This window comes from Spirillospora sp. NPDC052242 (assembly GCF_040679555.1).
Lineage (GTDB): Bacteria > Actinomycetota > Actinomycetes > Streptosporangiales > Streptosporangiaceae > Spirillospora.
Map to the genome: position 1 here is coordinate 1 of NZ_JBFAUZ010000086.1, position 23,235 is coordinate 23,235.

Below are 23,235 nucleotides of genomic sequence, written 5' to 3' on the forward strand. Positions count from 1 at the left end.
AACATGCCGACGAGGTCGTCGAGGGCCTCGTCGGTGCGGCCCGCGATCGGCGAGCCGATCGGCACGTCCGTCCCGGCGCCCAGCCGGGTGAGGAGCGCGGCGAACGCGGCCTGGGCGACCATGAACGGGCTCGCGCCGGTGTCCTGCGCGAGGCGGCGGAGCCCGTCGAGGGCGTCGGCGCCGAGCCGGAAGCGTGCGGTCGCGCCCCGGTGGGACGCCTCGGCGGGGCGCGGCCGGTCGGTCGGGAGCGGCAGCTCGTCCGGCAGCCCGGCGAGGGCGTCGCGCCAGTAGGCGATCTGCCGCGAGATGAGACTCTCGGGGTCGTCCTCGGAACCGAACAGCTCCCGCTGCCAGAGCGTGTAGTCGGCGTACTGCACCGGCAGCGGCGCCCACTCGGGCGCCCGCCCCTCCGCCCGGGACGCGTAGGCGGTGACGAAGTCGCGGGCGAGCGGTGCCATCGACCAGCCGTCGCCGCCGAGGTGGTGCATGAGCAGCAGCGCGACGTGCTCGTCCGGGGCGATCCGGAACAGGTGGGTGCGCAGCGGCGGTTCGGCGGAGATGTCGAACGCGTACCCGGCGGCCGTCGCGAGCCGCATCGGGAGTTCGGCCTCGGTGGTGTCGGTGATCTCCAGCTCGGGGCGGGCGGCGGCCGGGTCGAGGACGACCTGGCGGGGGACGCCGCCGTGGTCGGGCAGGATCGTGCGGAGCGTCTCGTGCCGGGCGACGAGGTCGCCGACGGCGGCGTCGACCGCGGCGACGTCCAGCGGGCCGCGGATGCGCAGGGCGGTCGGCATGTTGTAGGTCGCCGACGGGCCCTCGAACCGGCCGAGGAACCACAGCCGCTGCTGCGCGTACGAGAGCGGGAGGGCGTCCGGCCGCTCGCGCCGCTCCAGCGGCGGGCGGACCTGCTCGGGCTCGGCGCCGGCGTCGAGGAGGGCGGCGAGCCCGGCGACGGTCGGCGCCTCGAACAGGGCCCGGACGGGGATCTCGGCGTCGAACGCGCGGCGGACGCGGCTGACGACCCGCATCGCGATCAGCGAGTTGCCGCCGAGGGCGAAGAAGTCGTCGTCGGCGCCGATCCTGGCGCGGTCCACACCGAGCAGGTCCGCGAAGACGGCGGCGACGGCCACCTCGCGCGGCCCGGACGGCGCCCGGTACGCGGCGGCGGGCTCGGCCGCGGCGAGTTCGGGCCGCGGCAGCGCCTTCACGTCGACCTTGCCGTTCGGGGTGAGCGGCATCTCGTCGAGGACGACGACGGCGGCGGGCACCATCGACTCCGGCAGGTGCGCGCGCAGGTGCGCGCGGAGCTCCTCGGGGTCGGGGTGCTCGCCGGGGGCCGCGACGACGTAGGCGACGAGCCGCTTCTCCGTCGCCTCCGCGACCGGTTCGGGGACGGGCGCGCCCGGCAGGTCGAGGCCGGTGACGGTGACGGCGCCGCCGGACGCCACGGCCGTCTCGAGGACGCCGCGGTACCAGCCGGCGAGCCGCTCGACGGTCTCGCGGTCGAACAGGTCGAGGGCGTACTCGATCGTCCCGGCGAGGGCGCCGGAGCCGTCCCGCGCGTCCTCCAGCAGGAACTCCAGGTCGAACTTGGCGACCCCGGCGTCCACCGGCTCGACGGCGACGGTGAGGCCGGGCAGCTCGACGGACGCCTCCGGGTTGTTCTGCAGGGTCAGCATGACCTGGAACAGCGGGTGCCGGGCCAGCGACCGGGCCGGGTTCAGCACCTCGACGAGCCGCTCGAACGGGACGTCCTGGTGCGCGTGTGCGGCGAGGTCGGTCTCCCGGACGCGGGCGAGCAGCTCGGCGAACGCCGGGTCGCCGGAGGTGTCGGTGCGGAACACGAGCGTGTTGACGAACACGCCGACGAGGTCGTCGAGGGCCTCGTCGGTGCGGCCCGCGACGGGCGAGCCGATCGGCACGTCCGTCCCGGCGCCCAGCCGGGTGAGCAGCGCGGCGAGCGCGGCCTGCAGCACCATGAACACGCTGACCTGGTGGTCGCGGGCGAGGGCGCGCAGGCCCGCGGCGAGGTCGGCGGGCAGCTCGAAGGGGACCTGCCCGCCGCGGTAGGACGCGCGCTCGGGGCGGGGCCGGTCGTGCGGCAGCCGGATCTGGTCGGGCAGCCCCGCGAGCGCGTCCGTCCAGTACGCGATCTGGCGGGAGACGAGGCTGTCCGGGTCGTCCTCGGAACCGAACAGCTCCCGCTGCCAGAGCGCGTAGTCGGCGTACTGGACGGGCAGCGGCGCCCACTCGGGGGCGCGGCCGTCGCGGCGCGCCAGGTACGCGGTGATCACGTCGCGGGCGAGCGGCGCCATGGACCAGCCGTCCCCGGCGATGTGGTGCAGCACGAGCATCAGCAGGTGCTCGTCGTCGTCGCGCCCGCCGGTGGCGCCGAGCCGGTACAGGTGGGCGCGCAGGGGCGGTTCGGCGGCGAGGTCGAACCCGCGCGCCGCGTCCATGAACAGGGCGCCGCGCGGGTCGGCGGGGTCGGCGTCCGCGACGGTGAACGGCACCTCGACCGCGTCCGGCGGGAGGACGACCTGGTGCGGTTCGCCGTCCGCGTCGCCGAACAGGGTGCGGAGCGGCTCGTGCCGGGCGACGACGTCGCGCAGCGCGGCCCGCATCGCGTCGACGTCGATCGCGCCGGTGAGCCGCAGCGGGATCGGCATGTTGTAGGTGGCGGTGCGGCCCTCGAGCCGGTTGAGGAACCAGAGCCGTTCCTGCGCGGGCGACACCGGCAGCGGGTCGGGGCGTGCGGCGGCGGCGCGCAGCGGCGGGCGGGCCGGGCCGGCCGCGGCGGCGGACGCGGCGTGCGCGGCGAGGCCCGCGACCGTCGGGGTCTCGAACAGGGCCCGGACGGGCAGTTCGGCGTTCAGCGCGGCGCGGGCGCGGGCGACGACGCGGGTGGCCTTGAGGGAGTCGCCGCCGAGGTCGAAGAACCCGTCGTCGATGCCGACGCGGGGCAGCCCGAGGACGTCCGCGAAGATCCCGCAGAGGATCTCCTCGCGGGCGTCGCGGGGGCCGCGCGCGGTCGCGGCGCCGGAGAAGTCCGGTTCGGGGAGGGCGGCGCGGTCGAGCTTGCCGTTCGGGTTCAGCGGCATCGTGTCGAGCACGACGATCGCGGCCGGGACCATGTACTCCGGCAGCGTCCGCCCGGCGAACGCGCGCAGCCCGGCCGGGTCGGGGTCGTCGCCGACGACGTATCCGGCGAGGACGGTGTCGCCCGCGGCGTCGCGGCGGGCGACGACGACGCTCTGCGACACGGCCGGGTGCGCGGCGAGCGCCGTCTCGATCTCGCCCAGCTCGATGCGGAAGCCCCGCACCTTCACCTGGTGGTCGAGGCGCCCGAGGTACTCGATGTGCCCGTCCCGGTTCCAGCGGACGAGGTCGCCCGTCCGGTACATCCGCTCGCCGGGACGGTCGCCGAACGGGCACGCGACGAACCGGTCGGCGGTCAGGCCGGGGCGGTGCAGGTAGCCGCGGGCGAGGCCGTCGCCCGCGACGTACAGCTCGCCGGGCGTCCCGACGGGCACGGGCCGCAGCCGCTCGTCCAGCACGTACGCGCGGGTGTTCGCCATCGGGCGGCCGATCGGCGCGTTGCCGCGCGCGTTGCCGTCGTCGTACCAGCCCGTGACGAAGATCGTCGCTTCGGTGGGGCCGTAGATGTTGGAGATCCGGGCGTCCGGCAGCAGCGCGCGCAGGTCCCGGACGAGCTGCGGCGGCAGCGCCTCGCCGCCGAGCGCGATGTCGCCCGCCTCCAGCCGCAGCCCGCCGCGCGCCAGCAGCGCCGCGACCGCCGACGGGACGCCGCTGATCAGCGACCCCGACCAGCCGCCCCGCTCGGCGACCTCCAGCAGGTCGCGGACGACCTCGATCTCGCCGCCGCAGGTCAGCGGGACGAGCCATTCGAACACCGACACGTCGAAGTTCAGCGACGTCGAGAACAGCACCCGCGCCATGCGCTCGCAGCCGTAGGAGTCCCACGACTCGGCGCAGAAGTCGACGACGTTCGCGTGCGAGACGACGACGCCCTTGGGCCGCCCGGTCGAACCGGACGTGTAGATGACGTACGCGGCGTGCCCGGGACGCAGCGGCCGGACGCGCTCGGCGTCGGTCACGTCCGCCGCCGGAACGTCGCTGTCCGCCAGGTCCAGCGCGTCGATCTCGATCCGCGCGATCCCGCGACCGCGACCGGCGCGCCCGTCCGCGACGGCGCCCGCCCCCGCGTCGGCCGCGACGGCGGCGTCCGGGAGATGTGCCGTGGTCGTGGTGATGACGGCGGCCGGGTTCGCGTCGGCCAGCATGTACGCGATGCGGTCGGGCGGGTAGGCGAGGTCGATCGGCTGGTAGGCGGCGCCCGCCTTCAGGACGGCCAGCGCGGAGACGACGAGGTCGGCGTCGCGCGGGAGCGCCAGCGCCACGAAGTCCTCCGGGCCGACGCCCAGCCCGATCAGATGCCGGGCCAGGCGGTTCGCGCGGGCGTTCAGCTCCGCGTACGTGAGGCGGGCCGCGCCCGCGACGACGGCCGTCGCGGCGGGCGTCCGGGCGGCCTGCGCCTCCACCAGGTCGGGAACGACGCACGGCTCGACGTGCACGGCGGTGTCGTTCCACTCGTCCAGCAGCAGCGCCCGCTCGGCGTCGTCGAGCAGGTCGATGGACGACAGCGGGCGGCCGGGGGCCGCCGCGACCTGCGCGAGGAGGCGTTCGAGGCGCGCGGCCATTGCCCGCGCCGTGTCCGGCTCGAACAGGTCGAGGGCGTACTCCAGGCGGCAGTCGATCCCGGCGGGCGCGCCGGACGCGTCGTGCCGCTCGTCCACCAGCAGCGCCAGGTCGAACCGGGACACGCCCGGGTCGACCGGTTCCAGCTCGACCGTCAGGCCGGGCAGCTCCACCCGCGCCGACGGGTCGTTCTGCATCGAGATCATGACCTGGAACAGCGGGTGCCGCGCCATCGACCGGGCCGGGTTCAGCACCTCGACGAGCCGCTCGAACGGGACGTCCTGATGCGCGAACGCCGCGAGGTCGGTCTCCCGGACGCGGGCGAGCAGCTCGGCGAACGTCGGGTCGCCGGACGTGTCGGTGCGCAGGACGAGCGTGTTGACGAACACGCCGACGAGGTCGTTCAGCGCCTCGTCGGAACGGCCCGCGACCGGCGAGCCGATCGGCACGTCCGTCCCGGCGCCGAGCCGGGTGAACAGCCCGGCGAGCGCCGCCTGCAGCACCATGAACAGGCTCGCGCCGTGCTCGCGGGCGAGCGCGGCGAGCGACGCGTGCAGCTCGGGCGGCAGCGCGAACGCGTGCTGCGCGCCCCGCCCGGACGCGCGGGCCGGGCGCGGGCGGTCCGCCGGGAGCCCCAGCTCCTCGGGGAGCCCGTCCAGCGCGGCCCGCCAGTGGGCGAGCTGGCGGGAGATCGGGCTCGCCGGGTCGTCCTCGTCGCCGAGCACCGCGCGCTGCCACACGGCGTAGTCGGCGTACTGGACGGGCAGCGGCGCCCAGTCCGGGGCGCGGCCCGCGGCGCGGGCGGCGTACGCGGTGATGAGGTCGCGGGCCAGCGGCTCCATCGACCAGCCGTCGCCCGCGATGTGGTGCAGGACGAGCAGCAGCAGGTGGTCGCGGGGCGCGACGCGGAACACGTGCACCCGCACCGGCGGCTCGGCGGCGAGGTCGAACCCGCGGGTCGCGGCGGCGAACACCGCGGCGTCCAGCCCGTCCGGGCCGCAGTCGGCGACGACCGGGTCCGCCGCGGCCTCTTCGACGGGCAGGATCCGCTGGCACGGCTCCCCGCCGACCTCCTCGAACACGGTGCGCAGCGCCTCGTGCCGGCCGAGCATGTCGCGGGTCGCGGCGCGGACGGCGGCCAGGTCGAGGTCGCCGCGCAGCCGCAGCGGGATCGGGATGTGGTAGGTCGCGGACGGCCCCTCCAGGTCGTGGATGAACCACAGCCTGCGCTGCGCGTACGAGACGGGCAGCGGGTCGGGGCGCTCGGCGGGGACGAGCGGCGGCCGCGCGTCGCCCCCGCCCTCCTCCTCCGCCAGCCGGGCCGCGAGCGCCGCCACGGTCGGCGCCTCGAACACCGCGCGGACCTTCACGTCGGCGCCCAGGACGGCGCGGGCCCGCGACGCGACCCGCGTCGCCTTGAGGGAGTCGCCGCCGAGGTCGAAGAACCCGTCGTCGATCCCGACCCGCTCCACGCCGAGCACCTCGGCGAACACCGCGCAGAGCGCCTCCTCGCGGGCGTCGCGCGGCGCCCGTCCGGCGGCGGCCCCCGCGAGGTCGGGCGCGGGCAGGGCGGCGCGGTCGAGCTTGCCGTTCGGGTTCAGCGGCATCGCGTCCAGGACGACGACCGCCGCGGGGACCATGTACTCGGGGAGCGTCGTCCCGGCGAACGCGCGCAGCTCCGCCGGGTCGGGGGCGTCGCCCACCACGTAGCCGACGAGGACGGTGTCGCCCGCGCCGTCCTCGCGCGCCACGACGACGCTCTGCGACACGGCCGGATGGGCGGCGAGCGCCGTCTCGATCTCGCCGAGCTCGATGCGGAAGCCCCGCACCTTCACCTGGTGGTCGAGGCGCCCGAGGTACTCGATCTCGCCCGCGTCGTTCCACCGGACGAGGTCGCCCGTCCGGTACATCCGCTCGCCGGGCGCGCCGAACGGGCACGCGACGAACCGGTCGGCGGTCAGGTCCGGGCGGTGCAGGTAGCCGCGCGCCAGCCCCTCCCCCGCCAGGTACAGCTCGCCGGGGGCGCCGGGCGGCACCGGGCCGAGCGCCGCGTCCAGGACGTACGCCCGGGTGTTGGCGACCGGCCCGCCGATCGGCGCGTGCCCCGCGGTGTTGCCGTCGTCGTGCCACGCCGCCGCGTAGACGGTCGCCTCGGTGGGCCCGTAGATGTTCGAGACGCGGGCGTCCGGCAGCAGCGCCCGCAGGTCCCGGACGAGCTGCGCGGGGAGCGCCTCGCCCGCCAGCACGACGTCGCCCGCCCGCAGGTCGAGCCGTCCGGTGCCGAGCAGCGCCGACACCGCAGACGGGACGCCGCTGACGAGCGTCCCCGACCAGCCGCCCCGCTCCGCGACGGCGAGGAGGTCGCGGACGACGTCGATGCTCCCCCCGGCCGTGAGCGGCGCCAGCCACTCGAACACCGACACGTCGAAGTTCATCGAGGTGGAGAACAGCACCCGGGCGAGCCGGTCGGGGCCGAACTCCCGGCCCGCCCACGCGCACAGGTCGACGACGTTCGCGTGCGAGACGACGACGCCCTTGGGCCGTCCGGTCGAACCGGAGGTGTAGATGACGTACGCGGCGTGCCCGGGTTGCAGCGGCCGGACGCGCTCGGCGTCGGTGACGTCCCCGGCCGGGCCGCCGTCGCCGTCGGCCAGGTCGAGGGCGTCGATCTCGATCCGCGCGATGCCGCGCCCGGCACGGCCGGCGGGACCGGCGGCGGGCACGCCCGGCAGGGCCGCGGCGGAGGTGGTGATGACGGCGGCCGGGGCGGCGTCGGCCAGCATGTAGGCGACGCGGTCGGCCGGATAGGCGAGGTCGATCGGCTGGTAGGCCGCGCCCGCCTTCAGCACGCCCAGCGCCGCGACGATGAGGTCGGCGTCGCGCGGAAGGGCGAGGGCCACGAAGTCCTCGGGGCCGACGCCGCGCTCGATCAGGTGGCGGGCCAGACGGTTCGCGCGGGAGTTCAGCTCCGCGTACGTGAGCGCGTCGCCGTCGCACGTGACGGCCGTCGCGGCGGGCGTCCGGGCGGCCTGCGCCTCCACCAGGCCGGGGACGACCGCCGGGGCGACCGGGGCGGACGTGTCGTTCCACTCGCGCAGGACGAGCGCGCGCTCGGCGTCGTCGAGGAGCGCGACGTCGCGCAGGGGCGTCGCCGGGTCCACGTCGCCGAGGGCGCGCAGGAACCGGACGTAGCGGTCCTGGTGCGCGGCGACCTCGGATCCGGTGTACAGGTCGGGGTGCGCGTCGAAGTCGATGCGCATCCCGGTGCCGTCGAAGTTGTCGTAGATGTTGATCGACAGGTCGTCGATGGGGCCGGTCGTGATGGCGTGCATCCGCGCGGGCAGGCCCGCGAAGTCGATGCGGTAGTCGAACGCCATGATGTTGATGACGGGCCCGTACAGGCGGCGCCGCTCGCCGAGCAGGCGCAGGTCGCGCAGCAGGTCCTCGCGGCGGTACCGCTGGTGGCGCAGCGCGCGGGCGGCGGCGCGGGTCGCGGCGCGGACGAGCCCCTCCACCGTCATGTCCGGGGCGACGGTGACGCGCAGCGGCAGGATCGACGCGAGCATCGCCGGGGTCTCGAGGGCGACCTGGGTGGTGCGTCCGCTGACGGCCAGGCCGAGGACGACGTCCTCGGTGCCGGTCATCCGGGCGACGTACGCGGCGGTCGCGGCGATCGCGAGGCCCTGGGTGGCGGTGCGGAGCCGGCGCGCCCCGGCGGCCAGGCCGGCGGTCTCGTCCGGCGGGATCACCGTGATGCGGGTCAGGTAGTCGGCGGTGGGCTCCGCCATGCCGTCCGCCAGGCTCACCGCGACGGGGCGGTCGGCGAACCGCTCCGTCCAGTACGCGCGGTCGCGTTCGAACTTCTCCGAGCCCCGGTACGCCGCCTCCTCGGCGAGGACGCGGCGGTAGTCGCCCTGCTCGGCGGGGACGTACTCGCCGCCGTTCGCGAGCGTCGTGTACACCTCGGCGGCGCGGCGGGCCACGATCGAGCCGCTGTAGGCGTCCTGGATCGTGTGGTGCGCCCGCAGGAACCACCAGTGCAGGTCGGGCGAGAGCCGCAGCAGCTCGGTGACGTACAGGTGCTCGGCGTCCAGCGGGAGGGGCTCGGCCATCCGGGCGCGCATCCGGGCCCGCGCGGCGGCGCGCGGGTCGGCCTCGGCGCTGAGGTCCACGAGCGGAATGGTCGCCGTCGCGTCCGGGTCCAGGATTTGGTGCGCAATTCCGTCCCGTTCCACCAGCCGGACGTTCAGCGCGAGCGCCTCGTGCGCCGCGATTCGCGCGACCCGGTCGAACAGTCCGTGGTCGAGCCGGCCCTCGATCTCGATGTACTGCGCGAGATGGATCGGCGTTCCCGGCGCCAGTTGCTGCGCGTACCAGACGCTCTGCTGAGCCGCGGAGAGAGGAACGAACTCGGTGGACGACATCAAGCGGCACTTTCCGGGTCGGGGAGGGTTTGCTTTGTGCCCGGCAACGGCGCCGCAGCGGCGCCGGGTCCGATGGGCGGAAAACCGATGAGAATGACCACAGAACTGATCGGGCTGTCCCCGTCCCCTTTCCCCGAGTCCCGTCGGATGCGCGGCGGCCGCGATCCCGGACTGCGCCCTGTGGTCCCGCTGATACGGAGCGCCGCCGCTTTCCGCCCCCGGCGAGACCTCCCGCGACCCACGTTCTACTCAGGAGTAGCGGTGCCACAGTCAAGCAGCCGGGTCACAGCCCTCGCAATCCCCTCGAAAGTAGAACTTGACCTCGAATATTGCTCACAGGAGTGACAAAAGGACACGGGTGGGGGAGGTCGCGGGATGCCGCGGACGCTCGCCGGGTGACAAAGGTTGGCAACCGAATCCGGTCAATGCGATTACCGACCGTTAACTTGCGCGCCCGCGCACCCTCCGCTACCTGGCCGGATACTCGTGCACGACCACCGCCGCCGCGCCCACCGACGGGTGCCGCTGCAGCACCGCCTCGATCTCCCCCAGCTCCATCCGCACCCCGGAAATCTTCACCTGCCGGTCGACCCGGCCCAGGTACTGCAGGGTCGGCCGGTCCTCGCCGCCCGCGCCCGCCGGCAGCAGCCGCACCGCGTCGCCCGTCCGGTAGAGGCGCCCGGTCGGCGACGGGCCGAACGGGTCCCGGTAGAACGCCTCGCGCGTCCGGTCCGGGTCGCCCAGGTAGCCGCGCCCGACGACGACGCCGCCGACGAACAGCTCGCCGGTCTCGCCGACGTCGCACGCCGCCCACGTCCCGTCGTCCAGCGCGCGCAGGACGTACAGGCGCGCGTTCACGATCGGGGTGCCGATCGGCAGCCGCAGCAGCTCAAGGTCCCCGGCCGTGACCGTGTGGTGGGTGACGTCGTCGGAGCATTCGGTGGGCCCGTAGGCGTTCAGCAGCCGCGCGTGCGGGACGGCCGCCAGCCAGCGCCGCGACAGCTCGGCGGGCAGCTCCTCGCCGGTCGCGATCATCCAGCGCAGCCCCGGGAACGGCGGCCCGTCCGCCCGCTCCGGCAGGTCGTCCAGCAGGTGCCGGACCATCGTCGGGACCAGCTCGACGACCGTGACCGCGCGCTCGTCCACCAGCCGCGCGAACGCGGGCGCGTCGTGCGCGACGTCGTCGCCGACGATCTCGACCCGGCCGCCCAGCAGCAGCGGGCACAGCATCTGCCAGATCGAGATGTCGAAGCCGAGCGGGGCGGTGAACGCGACCGCGTCGGCGTCCGTCAGCTCCAGGTCGACGATCTTCGCCCAGAGGTGGTTGAGCATCCCCCGGTGCTCGACGACCGCGCCCTTCGGGCGTCCCGTCGAACCCGACGTGAACAGCACGTAGCGGGGCCGGTCGAGGGCGTCCAGCAGGGGCGCGCCGGGCCGCGGCGCCAGGTCGCGGGCCGCGTCGGCGCGGACCGTCCGGACCCCGGCGTCCGCCGCGCCCTCCAGCAGCGCCGGCGCGGGGACGTCGTCCACGGTGAGCAGGACGGACGCGCCCGCCTGGTCGAGCACGTCGCGGACGCGCGTCGCCGGCCACGTCTCGTCCGCCGGCACGTACAGCGCCCCGACCAGCTCGATCGCCAGGAACGCCGCGACCACCGCGGCGCACCGGCCGCCGCCGACCCCGACGACCTCGCCGGGCCGCACGCCCGCGCCGTCCAGCAGCGCCGCCAGGCGGCGCGCCTCGGCGGCCAGCTCGGCGTAGCTCAGCGCGCGCGCCGCGTCGGTGACCGCGGGCCGGTCCCGCTCGGCGGCGAACCGCTCCACCCGGGTGATCACGGGATCGCCGAGGTCGACGTCCCGCTCGCGCAGCATCCCGTGCCGGACGGCCAGGTCGCGCGCCCGTCCGAGCTCCGCCTCGGGCACCGCGAGGGACGCCAGACCGGCCGGGGGAAGCAGCCGGTCGGCCGCCGGTCCACGAGCGCTCATGTTCACTCTCCGTGATCTAGTACCGCTTCGCCGTCATCGAACGCCGGTGCTCGACAATGCGACTCCATAGCCTAAGTCCGGACCCGCCGAGAAGCACCGCGCATTCTGCCCTACCCGCCGGTAAGCAGGGGGTTGCGGGGGCAAGATGGGCGAAGGTACGGTGAGGCTCCGCCATGGTCAGGGGAATTACACCCGCGGCGTTGCACGGGGGACGACGAGGGAATTGCTTCTTCATTTCAGGGTGGCAGCGTGCCGATAATCACCTCGCCGCAGGATTTCAATGTGGACGACCTTTACGTCGATCTACGAAATGCGATCGGGCGGCCCCTGCTACTCAAATGCGAGGGCTTCAATTTCGCCGGTTCGGTGAAACTGAAGGCGGCCGCGGCGATGGTGGACGCCGCCGAACGCGACGGCCTGCTCGCCCCCGGCGCGACGATCGTGGAATCGTCCTCGGGCAACCTCGGCATCGCGCTCAGCCTCATCGCCGCCGACCGCGGCCTCAAGTTCGTCTGCGTCACCGACCCCCGCTGCAATCCCGCGTCCATGCGGGTCATGCGCGCGCTCGGCGCCGAGGTCCGGGTGGTGTCGCGGACCGACGCCAACGGCGGCTTCCTGGAGAGCCGCATCCGCTACGTCCGCGAACTGTGCGAAACCGACGGGTACGTCTGGCTGAACCAGTACGCCAACCGCAACAACTGGCTCGCGCACTACCGCGGCACCGCGCCCGCGATCGACCGGGAGTTCCCCGACCTGGAGGTCCTGTTCGTCGGCGCCGGCACCACCGGGACCCTGATGGGCTGCGCCCGGTACTTCCGCGAGCACGACCGCCCGGTCACGATCGTGGCGGTCGACGCCGTCGGCTCGGTCACCTTCGGCGGCGTCCCCGGCCCCCGCATGGTCCCCGGGCTCGGCACCAGCAGCCGTCCCGCCCTGGTCGACGAATCCCTCGTCGACGACGTCGTGCACGTCCCCGAGTCCGACACGATCCGGACGGCCCACGCGCTGTCGTCCCGCGGGTTCCTGTTCGGCGGCTCGACCGGCACCGTCGTGTCCGGCGCGTGCCGCTGGCTCGACGCCAAGTACCCGGGCGCCGACCCCGTCGCCGTGGCGATCGCCCCCGACCTCGGCGAGCGGTACCTCGACTCCCTCTACGCCGAGGGCTGGCTCCGCGAGCACTTCCCCGCGCTCATTCCCGAACTCGATTCGAGCGCCGATATTCTCGGCGTCTGATCATCAGAGAAGAACACGGAGTTCCCATGTCGCAGGTCCCCGCATTCGCCGTGATCTCGGGCGCCCAGGTGCACGAGGCGGTCGCCGGCCGGGAGGAGCAGGTCGTCGCGATGGTCGAGGCGGCCTACCGGCTGCACGGCGAGGGGCAGACGATCAACCCCGACTCCTACTTCCTGCGCTTCCCCGACCGCCCGGCGGACCGCATCATCGCGCTGCCCGCCTCCGTCAAGGGCGACGTCGGCGTGCACGGCATCAAGTGGATCTCCAGCTTCCCCGGCAACGTCGCCCGCGGCTTCCCCCGCGCCTCCGCCGTCCTCGTCCTCAACGACGCCGAGACCGGCTACCCCTTCGCGTGCCTGGAGAGCTCCATCATCAGCGCGGCCCGCACCGCCGCGTCCGCCGCGCTCGCCGCCGCCTCCATCGCCGACCGCCGCGGCGACCGCCCCCGCCGCGTCGGCTTCGTCGGCGGCGGCCTCATCGCCCGCTACATCCACACCTACCTCGCGGGCACCGGCTTCACCTTCGACGAACTCGCCGTGCACGACCTGTCCGCCGAGCACACCGCGGGCTTCAAGGGCTACCTCGAGCGCACCGAGAAGGGCGACGTCACCGTCCACGACACCGCCGAGAGCCTCATCCGCGCCAGCGACCTGATCGTCTTCGCGACCGTCGCGGGCGAACCCCACGTGCACGACCCGTCCTGGTTCGCGCACAACCCGCTCGTCCTGCACGTGTCCCTGCGCGACCTCTCCCCCGAGATCATCCTCGACTCGTGGAACGTCGTCGACGACGTCGAGCACTGCATGAAGGCCAACACGTCCCCGCACCTGGCCGAACAGCGCGTCGGCAACCGCGACTTCGTCGCCGGCACCCTCTACGACGTCCTCACCGACCGCATCGCCCCGCCCGCCGACCGCCCGGTCGTCTTCTCCCCGTTCGGCCTCGGCGTCCTCGACCTCGCCGTCGCCCGCCACGTCTACGACGAGGTCGCCGCCTCCGGCGCCCTCCACACCGTCCCCGACTTCTTCCACGACCTGAGCCGCCACGGCTGACCCGCCACGGAGCCCCCACGCTCCGGCGGTCGCCGCGACGGGTGCCAGGCAGGGGTTTAGCGGACCATCGCGGAGACCGGCGGGGAGGGCCGCGCGGCGGTCCCACGGCCGCGCGTCAGGCGAAGTCGGAGGTGTCGAGGTCGAAGTCGAAGGGCTTCGGAAGCGCCAGCTTCTCTCCGAACGGCACGCGATGGGTGTGCCTGTAGTCGCCGTCCTCCGGTTCGCTGAACAGCGACACCCTTCTCTTGTCCCTGTCCACGAGCAAGTACAGCGGGATGCCCGCCCGTGCGTAGCCGTGCCGTTTCGCCTGCCGATCCAGGTCGCCGCGCCGCGAGGTGACCTCCATCACCATGGAGACGGTGTCCGGCTCGACCGGCGTCCATGGACCCGCGTGCCGCAGAAGCCCCAGGTCGGCGCGCACTACCGTGCCGTCCGGGATCACGCGGTTCTCCCGCTGTCCCGGGCCACCGGGAATGATCAGCCCCTTGTTCCCGGAGCAGTGGAACTTGGGCGCACTGTGCCGCGCGATCTGCCAGGTGATCTCTGCGATCCACTCCTCGTGGGGACCGCCGGGGGGTGGGGTCACGACGATCTCTCCGTCGATCAGTTCGGCTCGGTAGCCCTCGGGGGTCTCGAGGGCGAGAAATCCCGCCAGGAGGTCGTCCTCCCGCATCAGAGGCTCATGAACCATCGCAGTCATGCTCCGCTCCCTTCCTCGCGAGCGAGCCTATGAGCGGAGCGCCACCCTTCGCATACGGATCGTGAAAGTCGTGTCTCTTCCAGGGTACGTGTCCGCGTTCGCCGTGTCCGGTGCAACGGGGATGGGGGCGGGCAAATAGAACTGCCGGGAGTGGGCACGCTTTACCTATGGACGAGCGATTCGAGAGGCGCGGGGACGTGCAGGAGCTCAGCGACTTCGAGCTGCGGGTCTACGAGACGGTCGCGGAGATCGACAAGGAGGGCGGCGCGGCGGACTTCGCGACGCTCGGGCGGCTGGTCGGCGGGCCCGAGGAGGACCTGTGGGCGGCGCTCGGGCATCTGGTGTCGGTGAACCACGTGCACTCGACGGACAAGGGGTACGTGCTCGGGCCGCACGACTGGGCGCCCTGACGATCGTCCCGGTGAGCGGGAGCGGGGCGGCCGGGGCCGGTCCGCGTGGACGAGCATGGTCGACCGACCGATCAAGCGCCGCGTTGGGGAGGCCGCCGGGATGGAGCTCGTCGTCACCGAGGAGCAGCGGGAGCTGCGGGACGCGCTGCGGCGGTTCTTCGCCGACCGATCGTCCGGCGCGGAGGTGCGGCGGCTGATGGAGACCGCCGAGGGGCACGATCCCGCGGTGTGGGCGCAGATGGCCGAGCAGCTGGGGCTGCAGGGGCTCGCGATCCCCGAGGAGCACGGCGGCGCCGGGTTCGGGATGCGGGAGCTGGCGGTGGTGTTCGAGGAGATGGGGCGCGCGCTGGCGTGCACGCCGTTCCTCGCGACGATCACCGCGGCGGCGGGGCTCGCGGCGGGCGAGGGCGGGCACGACCTGCTGCCGGGCATCGCGGACGGGTCCGTGATCGCCACGCTCGCGGTCGCCGAGGACGGCGGCCGGTGGGACCTCGAGGGCGTGACGGCGACCGTCGCGGACGGTGCGCTGGACGGCGTCAAGAGCTTCGTGCTCGACGGGCACATCGCCGATCTGCTGATCGTCGCGGCGCGGGACGGGGACGGCGTGGGCCTGTTCGCCGTCGCGGGGGACGCCGGGGTGGTACGGACGCCGATGCCGACGGTCGACCAGACGCGCAGGCTCGCGCGGATCGAGTTCGACGGCGCGCCCGTGCGGCGGGTGGGCGGGGCGGACGCCGTGCTGCGCGCCCTCGACACGGCGGCGGTGGCGCTGGCGGCGGAGCAGCTCGGCGGCGCGCAGCGGACGCTGGACATGACGGTCGAGTACGTGAAGGTACGCAAGCAGTTCGGGCGGGCGATCGGCTCGTTCCAGGCGATCAAGCACCGGTGCGCGGACATGTTCGTGCTGGTGGAGTCGGCGCGGTCGGCGGTGCTGAACGCGGCGGCCGTCGCGGACGAGCGTCCGGCGGAGCTGCCCGCGGCGGCGGCGCTGGCGAAGGCGTACTGCTCGGACGCCTACTTCCACACGGCGGGCGAGGCGATCCAGCTGCACGGCGGGATCGGGTTCACCTGGGAGCACGACGCGCACCTGTACTTCAAGCGCGCGCAGGGGTCGCGGCAGCTGTTCGGCTCGTCCGACCACCACCGCGCGCGGCTCGGCGCCCTCGCGGGCATCACGGGTGCAGCCTGAGGCCCTTGAACGTCTTGTCGACGGCGTTCTTCGGGCCGTGGACGGCGAGCCCGGCGAGGGGCAGGTCGCCGGCGTCGCGGGCCCGGACGGTCGCGCGGTTCGCGGCGTCGTGCCCGGTCTTGAACATGTCGTCGATGTAGACGGCCAGGGCGAAGCCCCGGGCGAGGGCGCGCGTGTGGGCTCCGGCGATCGCGGCGGCGTCCGCCTCGTAGACCAGGACGGGCTGCCGGAACGTCGGGAGGTAGGCGTTGCCCGACGCGTCCTCGTAGGGTTCGCCGATCACGTCCGGGACGGTCGCGATCGCGCCGGCCAGGAACGCGGTCACGTTCAGCCGCTGCCACGCGGCGAGGTCGTCGCGGACGACGATGCCGATCTTGGTGTCGAAACGCATGCGGACGAGCGTGCCCGGCGGCCCGCGCGAACGTCTTGAAGGCTCGTGCGCAGAATGGGCGCATGGAGTGGAGTCGGTATTGGCGGTCGCCCGACGGCGGGCTGGAGGCGATGCACGCTCACTTCGAGCGGCACGTCTACCACCGGCACAGCCACGAGACGTACTCGTTCGGCGTCACCGAGGACGGCTACCAGGCGTTCCGGTGCCGGGGCGGCGCGCACACGAGCGCCGCGGGGATGGTCATCGCGTTCAACCCGGACGATCCGCACGACGGGCGCCCGGCGGACGAGCTGGGCTTCACGTACCGGATCGTCCATCTCGGGCCGGAGCTGGTGGCGGACGTCCTGGCGGACATCGCCGGCCGGCCCGCGGGGGCGCCGCTGTTCGCGGCGCCCGTCGTCGCCGATCCGGTGCTGGCCGGCAACCTGCGGGCGCTGCACGCGGCGCTGCTCGGCGGCGCCCCGGCGCTGCGGCGGGACGAGCTGCTGACCGCGTCCGTGGGCGCGCTGGTCGCGCGCGCGGCGACCGACCGGCTGCGGCGCGGCGCGTCCGGGGGCGTCGCGGCGCGGGCGCGGCGGCTGCTGGACGAGCGGTTCCTCGACGACGTCGGCGCCGGTGAGCTGGCGGAGGCGGCGGGGTGCAGCCGGTTCGCGCTGTACCGGTCGTTCCGGCGGGAGTTCGGGATGGCGCCGAGCGACTACCAGCGGCAGCTGCGGCTGCGGGCGGCGCGGCGGCTCCTCGCGGGCGGGGAGGCCATCGGCGACGTCGCGGCGCGGACCGGGTTCGCCGACCAGAGCCACCTGACGCGCTGGTTCGTGCGGTCCTACGGCGTGACGCCCGGCGTCTTCCGGGACGCGCGGGGCCGCTCGCGCAGGTGGGGACCGGCATGACGGCGCCGGTCGCATGGCGGTCCGCGTTGCGGAAGATCGCCGGATGGGCGAACAATGCCCTGCATGAACGGGCGACGGGCGAGCGGGGCGATGTTCGGGCTGGCGTACGGGGACTCCCTCGGCGCGCCCACCGAGTTCCTCACCATGAACCAGATCCTGCGGCGGTTCGGGCCTGACGGGCCGACGCGGCTCAACGGCGATCCGGCGCTCGTCACCGACGACACGCAGATGGCGATCGCGGTGGGGCTCGGGCTGCTGGACGCGCTGGCGAACCCGCCGTTCACCCCCGGGCTCGTGACGCCGATGTGGCGGCGCCGGTTCGTCGACTGGCTGCGCAGCCCCGAGAACAACCGGGCGCCCGGCAACACGTGCCTGCGGGCGTGCGCGAATCTGGAGTCCGGCAAGCCGTGGGTGGAGGCGACGGTGGCCGGGTCCAAGGGCTGCGGCGCGAACATGCGGGTCGCGCCGGTCGGGCTGGCGCCGGGCCTGACGGACGAGACGCGCGCCGGGGCGGCCCAGCTGCAGGCGGCGATGACGCACGGGCATCCGACGGGGCTGGCGGCGAGCGAGCTGACGGCGTTCGCCGTCCGGTGGCTGGCCGACGGCATGGCCCCGGCGGAGCTGCCCGGCGCGCTCCGCGACCGGTGCCTCGAGCAGCGGGCCGTCTACCACGAGGGGTGGCTCGGGACGCTGTGGCAGCAGCCCGGGATGCCCGACCCCGAGACGTTCATCTCGCGCGGCTGGGACGAGTGCCGGGAGGTCCTCGACCGTCTCCTGGACGCCGTCGCGCGCGGCGACCGCGCCACCGACCCGTGCGCGTTCACGGGCGGCGGCTGGGTGGCGGAGGAGGCCCTCGCGACCGGCCTGCTGTGCTTCCTGCTGTTCCCGGACGATCCGGTGCGCGCGATCTGGCGCGGGGCCGCGAGCTCGGGCGACTCGGACTCGATCGCGTGCCTGGCGGGCGCGTTCGCGGGCGCGCACCTGGGGATGGACGCCTGGCCGGCGGAGTGGGCGGGCCGGATCGAGTACGCGGACGAGCTCGCGAAGCTCGGCGCGGCCTGGGACTGACGGACGGCATGTACGACCAGTTCTGGTTCGACGTCGGGCATCAAGAGCGGCACCGGGTCGAGTTCTACTGTGACCGCATGTGGGGCCAGGTGCGGATCCACGTGGACGGTCAGCTGGCACAGAAGAAGCTGCTGGCGTTCAGTGTCCGGCTGACGCACCGCTTCCGGTTCACGGTCGGCCATCAGGAGCGGCACGAGGTGCTGATCGTGCGGAAGCGCCCGCTGATCCTCTCCGTGTCCCGCCCGTCGACCTACCGGATCTTCGTCGACGGCGCCCCGTTCCTGACCCTCCAGGGCCAGCCCTAGGACGCCGTCCAGCCGGTGAGGCGGTCGATGGTGATCGTGATGACGGGCCCGTCGGGCGGGTTCTCCCGGTACTGGCGGTAGCGGCCGGCGAGAAGCCGGACGGGTTCGCGGATGCGGCCGGGCTCCTCGACGATGTGGGCGTGGCCGTCCGCGCGGACCCACCACAGGCGCGTCCAGTCGTCGTCGTAGTGGTCGGCGAGCAGCGCCACCCGCGGGTTGGCCCGGATGTTCGCGAGGCGCCGCAGGTCCCGGGTGCTCTTCGGCTTGTGGTCCACCGCGATGTGGACGGCGCCGCGGTGGACGGCGAACGTCACGGGGACCAGGTGGGGGCGGCCGTCCTCCCCGACCGTGGCGAGGCGCGCGACGGGCGCGCCCGCGAGCAGGTGAAGGGCGTCGTCCACCGGCATCTTCGGCACACGCGCAGCGTGCCACACGCGGCCCCGGATCCGCCATGCCCGCCGGACGGGCGAGGCTGGTGGCCGGTGCCGCGTACCTGCTGCCGCCCCTCCTGGGGTTCGGGGAGCCGCCCGACAGCGGGCTCGCCACCGGGTGGTCGGCGTGGACGGTCGCGGCGTGCGGGCTCCTCGCGTTCGGCCCGTTCGGGGCGGCGCTGGGCGCGGCGGCGTGGTCGTACCAGCGGCGGACCCGCCCGGTGTGCGTCAGTCCCGGAACTCGGGCGGCCGGTTCTCCTTCCGCGCCTTGATCGACTCCTCGAAGTTCTGGGTGGTGAGGCGGACGAACAGCTGCCCGAGGCCCTCGGCGTCCATGTGGGCGTCGAGGCTGCCGGCGTGCAGCCCCGCCCACAGCATCCGCTTGGTCAGCTCGACGCCGGGACGGCTGAACCCCGCGATGCGCTCGGCGAGGTCCAGGGAGGCGTCGAGCAGGCCGTCGCCGGGGACGACGCGGGAGACGAGCCCGATCCGCTCGGCCTCGGCGGCGTCGACGTCCCGTCCGGACAGCATGATCTCGAACGCGCGGGACGAGCCGATGGCGCGCGGCAGCAGGTAGCCGAGGCCGAGTTCGGCGGCGGTGAGGCCGTTGTTGATGCCGGCCGCGCGGAACACGGCGGTCTCGGCGGCGAGCCGGACGTCGGCGGCGACGCTCAGGCAGAAGCCGCCGCCGATCGCGGGGCCGTTGACGGCGGCGATCACCGGCTGGTGGACGCGGCGCATCGTGCGGACGACGTCGTCGAGCAGCTCCATCGAGCGGAGCGCGATCGTCGACAGCGTGAGGCCGTCGGTGCCGGGGACGGGGCCCGGGGACTCCAGGTCGGCGCCGGAGCAGAACCCGCGGCCCGCGCCGGTGATGACGACGGCGCGGGTGTCGTTGTCGCGGCTCGCCGCCTCGAGGGCCTCACGGAAGGGGACCATGACGTCGAACGCCATCGCGTTCATCCGCTCGGGCCGGTTGAGGGTGATCTGCGTGACGTGCGGGCGCGGCTTGCCGGTGAGGACGAGTCCCATGGGGCCCCTTTCGACGGGTACCTAGCAAGCGTTAGGTTACAAGGGCGGGAACTCCGGCGGCGTCAGGCCCCGCTCGACGACCTTCGCCAGCTCCTCCTCGGTCAGCACCCGCGGCTCCCCGATCGCCTTCGCCCGCACGTACACGCCGCACAGCCACTCGAGCAGCCGCGCGTTCTCGAACGCCTCGTCCAGGTCGCCGCCGATCGCGACGCCGCCGTGGTTGGCCATCAGCGCGGCCCGCCGCCCGCCCGCCATCGCGGCCCGGACGTTCTCCGCGAGCTCGGGCGTCCCGTACGTCGCGTACCCGGCGACCCGGACGACGCCGCCGAGCAGGAGGGTGTTGTAGTGGATCGGCGGCAGCTCCGTCATGGTCGAGGCCACCACCGCGCCGTACGTCGAGTGGGTGTGGACGATCGCCGCCGCGGGCGTCGCCTCGTACAGCGCCAGGTGCATCGGCGTCTCCGACGACGGCGCCCGGTCCCCCTCGACGAGCCGGCCCGCGACGTCCACCACCGGACAGTCCCGCGGCCGCATCCGGTCGAGCATCATCCCGCCGGGCGTGACCGCCACCAGATCGCCCGACCGCACGCTGACGTTGCCGGACGCGCCCGTCACCAGGCCCGTCTCGGCCAGCCTGCGGCCCACCGCGCACAGCGCGGCCCGCTCCTCCTCCAGCACCATCGTGAACACCCCTCACCTTCGTCGGTCGTCAGGGCGTACGCTACGGGCCGGACGATCATTAAGGGAGCGCGATCATGACCGTCGTCACCCTCGGTGCGCACATCCTGGACGTGCTCGCGCGCCCGGTCGAGGGCATCCCGGCGGGCCAGGACACGGTCGTCGTCGAGGAGATCCGGGCGACCGCCGCGGGCGCCGCCGCCGGGACCGCGGTGGCCCTGGCCAGGCTCGGCAACGAGGTCGTGTCGGTCGGCGCGATCGGCGACGACGACCTCGGCGACCTGCTCGTCGCGATCATGAACCGGAACGGCGTGGACGTCACCGGACTCGTGCGCCGCACCGCCGACCAGACCAGCGCGTCCGTCCTGCCGATCCGCGGCGACGGCGGCCGCCCCAGCTTCCACGTCCCGGGCGCGAACCTGACGCTCACCCCCGCGGCCGTCGAACGGGGCCTGCTCGTCGCCGCGGACGCCGTCCACCTCGGCGGCCCCGACGTCACGTTCGGGCTGAACGACCCGGCGTTCTTCGCTATGCTCGAGGCCGCCCGCGCGAACGGCACGATCGTCACGATGGACCTGCTGTCGAACCTGCCCGACCTGCTCAAGGGCGCCGCCGCGTTCCTCCCGCACGTCGACCACGTCCTGCCGAACCAGGAGCAGGCCGCCGCCATGACCGGCGAGACCGACCCGGAGAAGGCCGCGCTCGCGCTGCGCGCCGAAGGCCCCGCCTCCGTGATCGTCACGCTCGGCGGCGACGGCAGCCTGCTCGCGACCGCCGACGGCGTGACGCACCTGCCCGCCCTGCCCGTCGACGTCGTCGACACCACCGGCTGCGGCGACGCCTACTGCGCGGGCTTCGTCACCGCGCTCGTCCGGTCCCGGCCCGTGGCGGACGCCGCCCGGTGGGGGACGGCCGCCGCCGCGACCGTCGCCCAGGGGCTCGGCTCCGACGCGGGCCTCACCGACCTGGACGCGGTCCTGGCACTGCTGGACTGAATCCGGCCCGGCTAGATCCTCTGGGCGCGGCCCTCCCAGTACGGGTCGCGGAGCAGCCGCTTGTAGAGCTTGCCGGTCGGCGTGCGCGGCATCGCGTCGACGTAGTCGATCGAGCGCGGCGCCTTGTACCCGGCCAGCTTCTCCCGGACGTGCGCGATCAGCTCCCCGGTGAGGGCGTCCGACGGCCGGGCCCCCTCGGTCAGCTCGACGGCCGCCTTCACCTGCTCGCCGAACTCCTCGTCGGGGATCCCGAACACCGCGACGTCCCGGACCGCCGGATGGGTGATCAGCACGCCCTCGATCTCCGCCGGGTAGATGTTCACCCCGCCGCTGATGATCATGTCGATGGCCCGGTCGGCGAGGAAGAGGTAGCCGTCCGCGTCGAGGTAGCCGACGTCCCCGGTGGTGAACAGGCCGTCGTCGCGGTGGATCGAGCGCGTCTTCGCCTCGTCGCCCCAGTACTCGACGTCCTCGCCGCCGACGTACCGGAACCACAGCTTCCCGGTCTCCCCGGGCGCCGCGGGCTCGCCGTCCTCCCGCAGGACGTGCACCTCGGTCGTCGGCAGCGGGCGCCCCACGCTGCCCGGCCGCTCCAGCCACTCCGCCGCCGTGATCACGCTGTTCACCGACGACTCCGTGGAGCCGTAGTACTCGTGCACGACCGGGCCGAACCACTCGATCATCCGGCGCTTGATCTCCGGCGAGCACGGCGCCGCGCCGTGCCACACCGACACGAGGCTCGAGCCGTCGAACGCGGCGCGCACGTCCGGGTCCAGCCGCAGCATCCGGACGAACTGGGTCGGCACCAGGTGCACGTTCGTGATCCGGTGCTCGTCGATCAGCCGCAGCGTCTCGGCCGCGTCGAAGTCGCGGCGCATCACCACCGCGCGGCCGCCGACCAGGAACGCCTGCGACCACAGCCACTGCGCCGAGTGGTAGACCGGCCCGACCAGCAGCGACCGGCCGCCCTCCGGGATCCGCAGGATCTCCGCGAACCCGTCCGCGACCAGCTTGGACGTCTCGATCGGCGCGCCCGCGCCCAGCACCTTGCGCGACACGCCCTTCGGCCGTCCCGTGGTGCCCGACGTGTAGATCATCGGCGCGCCCATGCTCTGGTCGGGCGGCTCCACCGCCTTGCCGGACGCCACGAACTCCTCGTACGGGACGAACCCTTCGATCGGCTCCCCGATCGCGACCCGGGCGTCCAGCTCGAGCCCGTCCGATCCCTCCCGCGCGATGCCGCCGAACGCGTCCTCGGAGAACAGGACCCGCGCGCCCGAGTCCGTGAGCACGTACCGCAGCTCGTCGGCCGTCCAGTGCCAGTTGACCAGCACGTACCGCAGGCCGATGTGCCCCGCCGCGCACATCAGCTCGAAGTACTCGCGCCGGTTGCCCGAATGGATCGCGATCGCGTCCCCCACGCCCAGCCCGAGGCCCCGCAGGGCGTCGGCGAGCCGGTCGGTCCGCTCGTTCAGGTCGCGCCAGCCGGTGGACCCTCGTTCGTCGGTCAGGGCGGGTTCGTCGGGACGTGTCTCGGCGTACGGTCGGAGCAGAACGGCCATCGGCCACCTCCTGGGGACGCGACAGGAACCAGAATGTGATTCTGTCAACGCGCCGCCAATAAGAACAGGCCCCAACCGCCCCAAGGTGGCCATCGCCCCGATGGTCATCGCGGGCTTCGGGTACGGCCTGGCGCCCAAGGCGTTCCTGGCCGCGCTCCTCGCGTTCTTCCCGC

The 23,235-nt window shown here is 74.1% G+C and carries 17 protein-coding genes; 9 read left to right on the forward strand and 8 right to left on the reverse strand.

The window, feature by feature from the left end:
- The coding region (locus AB0L25_RS39880) for an amino acid adenylation domain-containing protein (RefSeq protein WP_500178728.1) at window positions 1–9,143 on the reverse strand (9,143 nt) is incomplete at its 3' end.
- Between the two features lie 468 nt (window positions 9,144–9,611).
- Window positions 9,612–11,126 (reverse strand): amino acid adenylation domain-containing protein, encoded by a 1,515-nt coding sequence (locus AB0L25_RS39885; protein WP_500178729.1) that lies wholly within the window; start codon window positions 11,124–11,126, stop codon window positions 9,612–9,614.
- A gap of 282 nt (window positions 11,127–11,408) precedes the next feature.
- Between AB0L25_RS39885 and sbnA the strand changes: the two genes are divergently transcribed.
- Together sbnA and sbnB are read left to right on the forward strand one after the other, a co-directional pair.
- Complete coding sequence (sbnA, locus tag AB0L25_RS39890) at window positions 11,409–12,359, forward strand: 2,3-diaminopropionate biosynthesis protein SbnA (RefSeq protein ID WP_500178731.1); 951 nt, start codon at window positions 11,409–11,411, stop codon at window positions 12,357–12,359.
- A gap of 26 nt (window positions 12,360–12,385) precedes the next feature.
- Window positions 12,386–13,411 carry a 2,3-diaminopropionate biosynthesis protein SbnB gene (gene sbnB, locus AB0L25_RS39895; RefSeq protein WP_500178733.1) on the forward strand — a complete coding sequence of 342 codons (1,026 nt, stop codon included), beginning with the start codon at window positions 12,386–12,388 and terminating at the stop codon, window positions 13,409–13,411.
- Between the two features lie 115 nt (window positions 13,412–13,526).
- Here sbnB and AB0L25_RS39900 read toward each other — a convergent pair whose 3' ends face one another.
- Entirely contained in the window at window positions 13,527–14,111 is a 585-nt protein-coding gene (locus AB0L25_RS39900) for a Uma2 family endonuclease (RefSeq protein ID WP_500178735.1), read from the reverse strand.
- 167 nt (window positions 14,112–14,278) lie between these two features.
- Between AB0L25_RS39900 and AB0L25_RS39905 the strand changes: the two genes are divergently transcribed.
- A complete protein-coding gene (locus AB0L25_RS39905) occupies window positions 14,279–14,521 on the forward strand; it encodes a hypothetical protein (RefSeq protein WP_026400356.1) in 243 nt (80 codons plus the stop codon).
- Window positions 14,522–14,576: 55 nt separating this feature from the next.
- Entirely contained in the window at window positions 14,577–15,710 is a 1,134-nt protein-coding gene (locus AB0L25_RS39910) for an acyl-CoA dehydrogenase family protein (protein ID WP_500178737.1), read from the forward strand.
- Here the strand turns inward: AB0L25_RS39910 and AB0L25_RS39915 are convergent.
- Window positions 15,694–16,101, reverse strand: a complete 408-nt coding sequence (locus AB0L25_RS39915) for a DUF2000 family protein (RefSeq protein ID WP_500178739.1) — start codon at window positions 16,099–16,101, stop codon at window positions 15,694–15,696. The two genes, AB0L25_RS39910 and AB0L25_RS39915, sit on opposite strands and share 17 nt — an antisense overlap.
- A gap of 62 nt (window positions 16,102–16,163) precedes the next feature.
- Here AB0L25_RS39915 and AB0L25_RS39920 point away from each other — a divergent pair, with 62 nt between their 5' ends.
- The 3 genes from AB0L25_RS39920 to AB0L25_RS39930 all read left to right on the forward strand — a co-directional run bounded on the left by AB0L25_RS39920 (window position 16,164) and on the right by AB0L25_RS39930 (window position 18,364).
- Entirely contained in the window at window positions 16,164–16,991 is an 828-nt protein-coding gene (locus tag AB0L25_RS39920; protein ID WP_500178741.1) for an AraC family transcriptional regulator, read from the forward strand.
- Between the two features lie 63 nt (window positions 16,992–17,054).
- Window positions 17,055–18,059 (forward strand): ADP-ribosylglycohydrolase family protein, encoded by a 1,005-nt coding sequence (locus AB0L25_RS39925; protein ID WP_500178743.1) that lies wholly within the window; start codon window positions 17,055–17,057, stop codon window positions 18,057–18,059.
- Between the two features lie 8 nt (window positions 18,060–18,067).
- Window positions 18,068–18,364 carry a hypothetical protein gene (locus tag AB0L25_RS39930; protein WP_500178745.1) on the forward strand — a complete coding sequence of 99 codons (297 nt, stop codon included), beginning with the start codon at window positions 18,068–18,070 and terminating at the stop codon, window positions 18,362–18,364.
- Here the strand turns inward: AB0L25_RS39930 and AB0L25_RS39935 are convergent.
- Entirely contained in the window at window positions 18,361–18,771 is a 411-nt protein-coding gene (locus AB0L25_RS39935) for a TIGR03668 family PPOX class F420-dependent oxidoreductase (RefSeq protein ID WP_500178753.1), read from the reverse strand. The genes AB0L25_RS39930 and AB0L25_RS39935 overlap by 4 nt on opposite strands.
- Before the next feature lie 44 nt (window positions 18,772–18,815).
- Between AB0L25_RS39935 and AB0L25_RS39940 the strand changes: the two genes are divergently transcribed.
- Window positions 18,816–19,067 (forward strand): hypothetical protein, encoded by a 252-nt coding sequence (locus AB0L25_RS39940; protein ID WP_500178746.1) that lies wholly within the window; start codon window positions 18,816–18,818, stop codon window positions 19,065–19,067.
- On the opposite strand, the gene AB0L25_RS39945 is transcribed toward AB0L25_RS39940, so the two are convergent.
- The gene (locus AB0L25_RS39945) at window positions 19,024–19,827 is read right to left on the reverse strand and encodes an enoyl-CoA hydratase (RefSeq protein WP_500178748.1); all 804 of its coding nucleotides are present in this window, start codon (window positions 19,825–19,827) and stop codon (window positions 19,024–19,026) included. The genes AB0L25_RS39940 and AB0L25_RS39945 overlap by 44 nt on opposite strands.
- 36 nt (window positions 19,828–19,863) lie before the next feature.
- Complete coding sequence (locus AB0L25_RS39950) at window positions 19,864–20,508, reverse strand: class II aldolase/adducin family protein (RefSeq protein WP_500178755.1); 645 nt, start codon at window positions 20,506–20,508, stop codon at window positions 19,864–19,866.
- Between the two features lie 74 nt (window positions 20,509–20,582).
- Here AB0L25_RS39950 and AB0L25_RS39955 point away from each other — a divergent pair, with 74 nt between their 5' ends.
- Window positions 20,583–21,500: a carbohydrate kinase family protein gene (locus AB0L25_RS39955; RefSeq protein WP_500178750.1), complete on the forward strand. Its 918-nt coding sequence runs from the start codon at window positions 20,583–20,585 to the stop codon at window positions 21,498–21,500.
- Between the two features lie 11 nt (window positions 21,501–21,511).
- Here AB0L25_RS39955 and AB0L25_RS39960 read toward each other — a convergent pair whose 3' ends face one another.
- On the reverse strand, window positions 21,512–23,062 hold the full coding sequence (locus tag AB0L25_RS39960; protein ID WP_500178751.1) for an AMP-binding protein: 1,551 nt from the start codon (window positions 23,060–23,062) through the stop codon (window positions 21,512–21,514).
- Window positions 23,063–23,235 lie beyond the last annotated feature (173 nt).

What these genes read in the sequence shown, in the direction of transcription:
- AB0L25_RS39885 (WP_500178729.1), bottom strand. Translation starts at nt 11,126, where the DNA reads ATGAGCGCTCGTGGACCGGCGGCCGACCGGCTGCTTCCCCCGGCCGGT.
- sbnB (WP_500178733.1), top strand. Translation starts at nt 12,386, where the DNA reads ATGTCGCAGGTCCCCGCATTCGCCGTGATCTCGGGCGCCCAGGTGCAC.
- AB0L25_RS39900 (WP_500178735.1), bottom strand. Translation starts at nt 14,111, where the DNA reads ATGACTGCGATGGTTCATGAGCCTCTGATGCGGGAGGACGACCTCCTG.
- AB0L25_RS39905 (WP_026400356.1), top strand. Translation starts at nt 14,279, where the DNA reads ATGGACGAGCGATTCGAGAGGCGCGGGGACGTGCAGGAGCTCAGCGAC.
- AB0L25_RS39910 (WP_500178737.1), top strand. Translation starts at nt 14,577, where the DNA reads ATGGTCGACCGACCGATCAAGCGCCGCGTTGGGGAGGCCGCCGGGATG.
- AB0L25_RS39915 (WP_500178739.1), bottom strand. Translation starts at nt 16,101, where the DNA reads ATGCGTTTCGACACCAAGATCGGCATCGTCGTCCGCGACGACCTCGCC.
- AB0L25_RS39920 (WP_500178741.1), top strand. Translation starts at nt 16,164, where the DNA reads ATGGAGTGGAGTCGGTATTGGCGGTCGCCCGACGGCGGGCTGGAGGCG.
- AB0L25_RS39925 (WP_500178743.1), top strand. Translation starts at nt 17,055, where the DNA reads ATGAACGGGCGACGGGCGAGCGGGGCGATGTTCGGGCTGGCGTACGGG.
- AB0L25_RS39930 (WP_500178745.1), top strand. Translation starts at nt 18,068, where the DNA reads ATGTACGACCAGTTCTGGTTCGACGTCGGGCATCAAGAGCGGCACCGG.
- AB0L25_RS39935 (WP_500178753.1), bottom strand. Translation starts at nt 18,771, where the DNA reads ATGCCGGTGGACGACGCCCTTCACCTGCTCGCGGGCGCGCCCGTCGCG.
- AB0L25_RS39940 (WP_500178746.1), top strand. Translation starts at nt 18,816, where the DNA reads ATGCCCGCCGGACGGGCGAGGCTGGTGGCCGGTGCCGCGTACCTGCTG.
- AB0L25_RS39945 (WP_500178748.1), bottom strand. Translation starts at nt 19,827, where the DNA reads ATGGGACTCGTCCTCACCGGCAAGCCGCGCCCGCACGTCACGCAGATC.
- AB0L25_RS39950 (WP_500178755.1), bottom strand. Translation starts at nt 20,508, where the DNA reads ATGGTGCTGGAGGAGGAGCGGGCCGCGCTGTGCGCGGTGGGCCGCAGG.
- AB0L25_RS39955 (WP_500178750.1), top strand. Translation starts at nt 20,583, where the DNA reads ATGACCGTCGTCACCCTCGGTGCGCACATCCTGGACGTGCTCGCGCGC.
- AB0L25_RS39960 (WP_500178751.1), bottom strand. Translation starts at nt 23,062, where the DNA reads ATGGCCGTTCTGCTCCGACCGTACGCCGAGACACGTCCCGACGAACCC.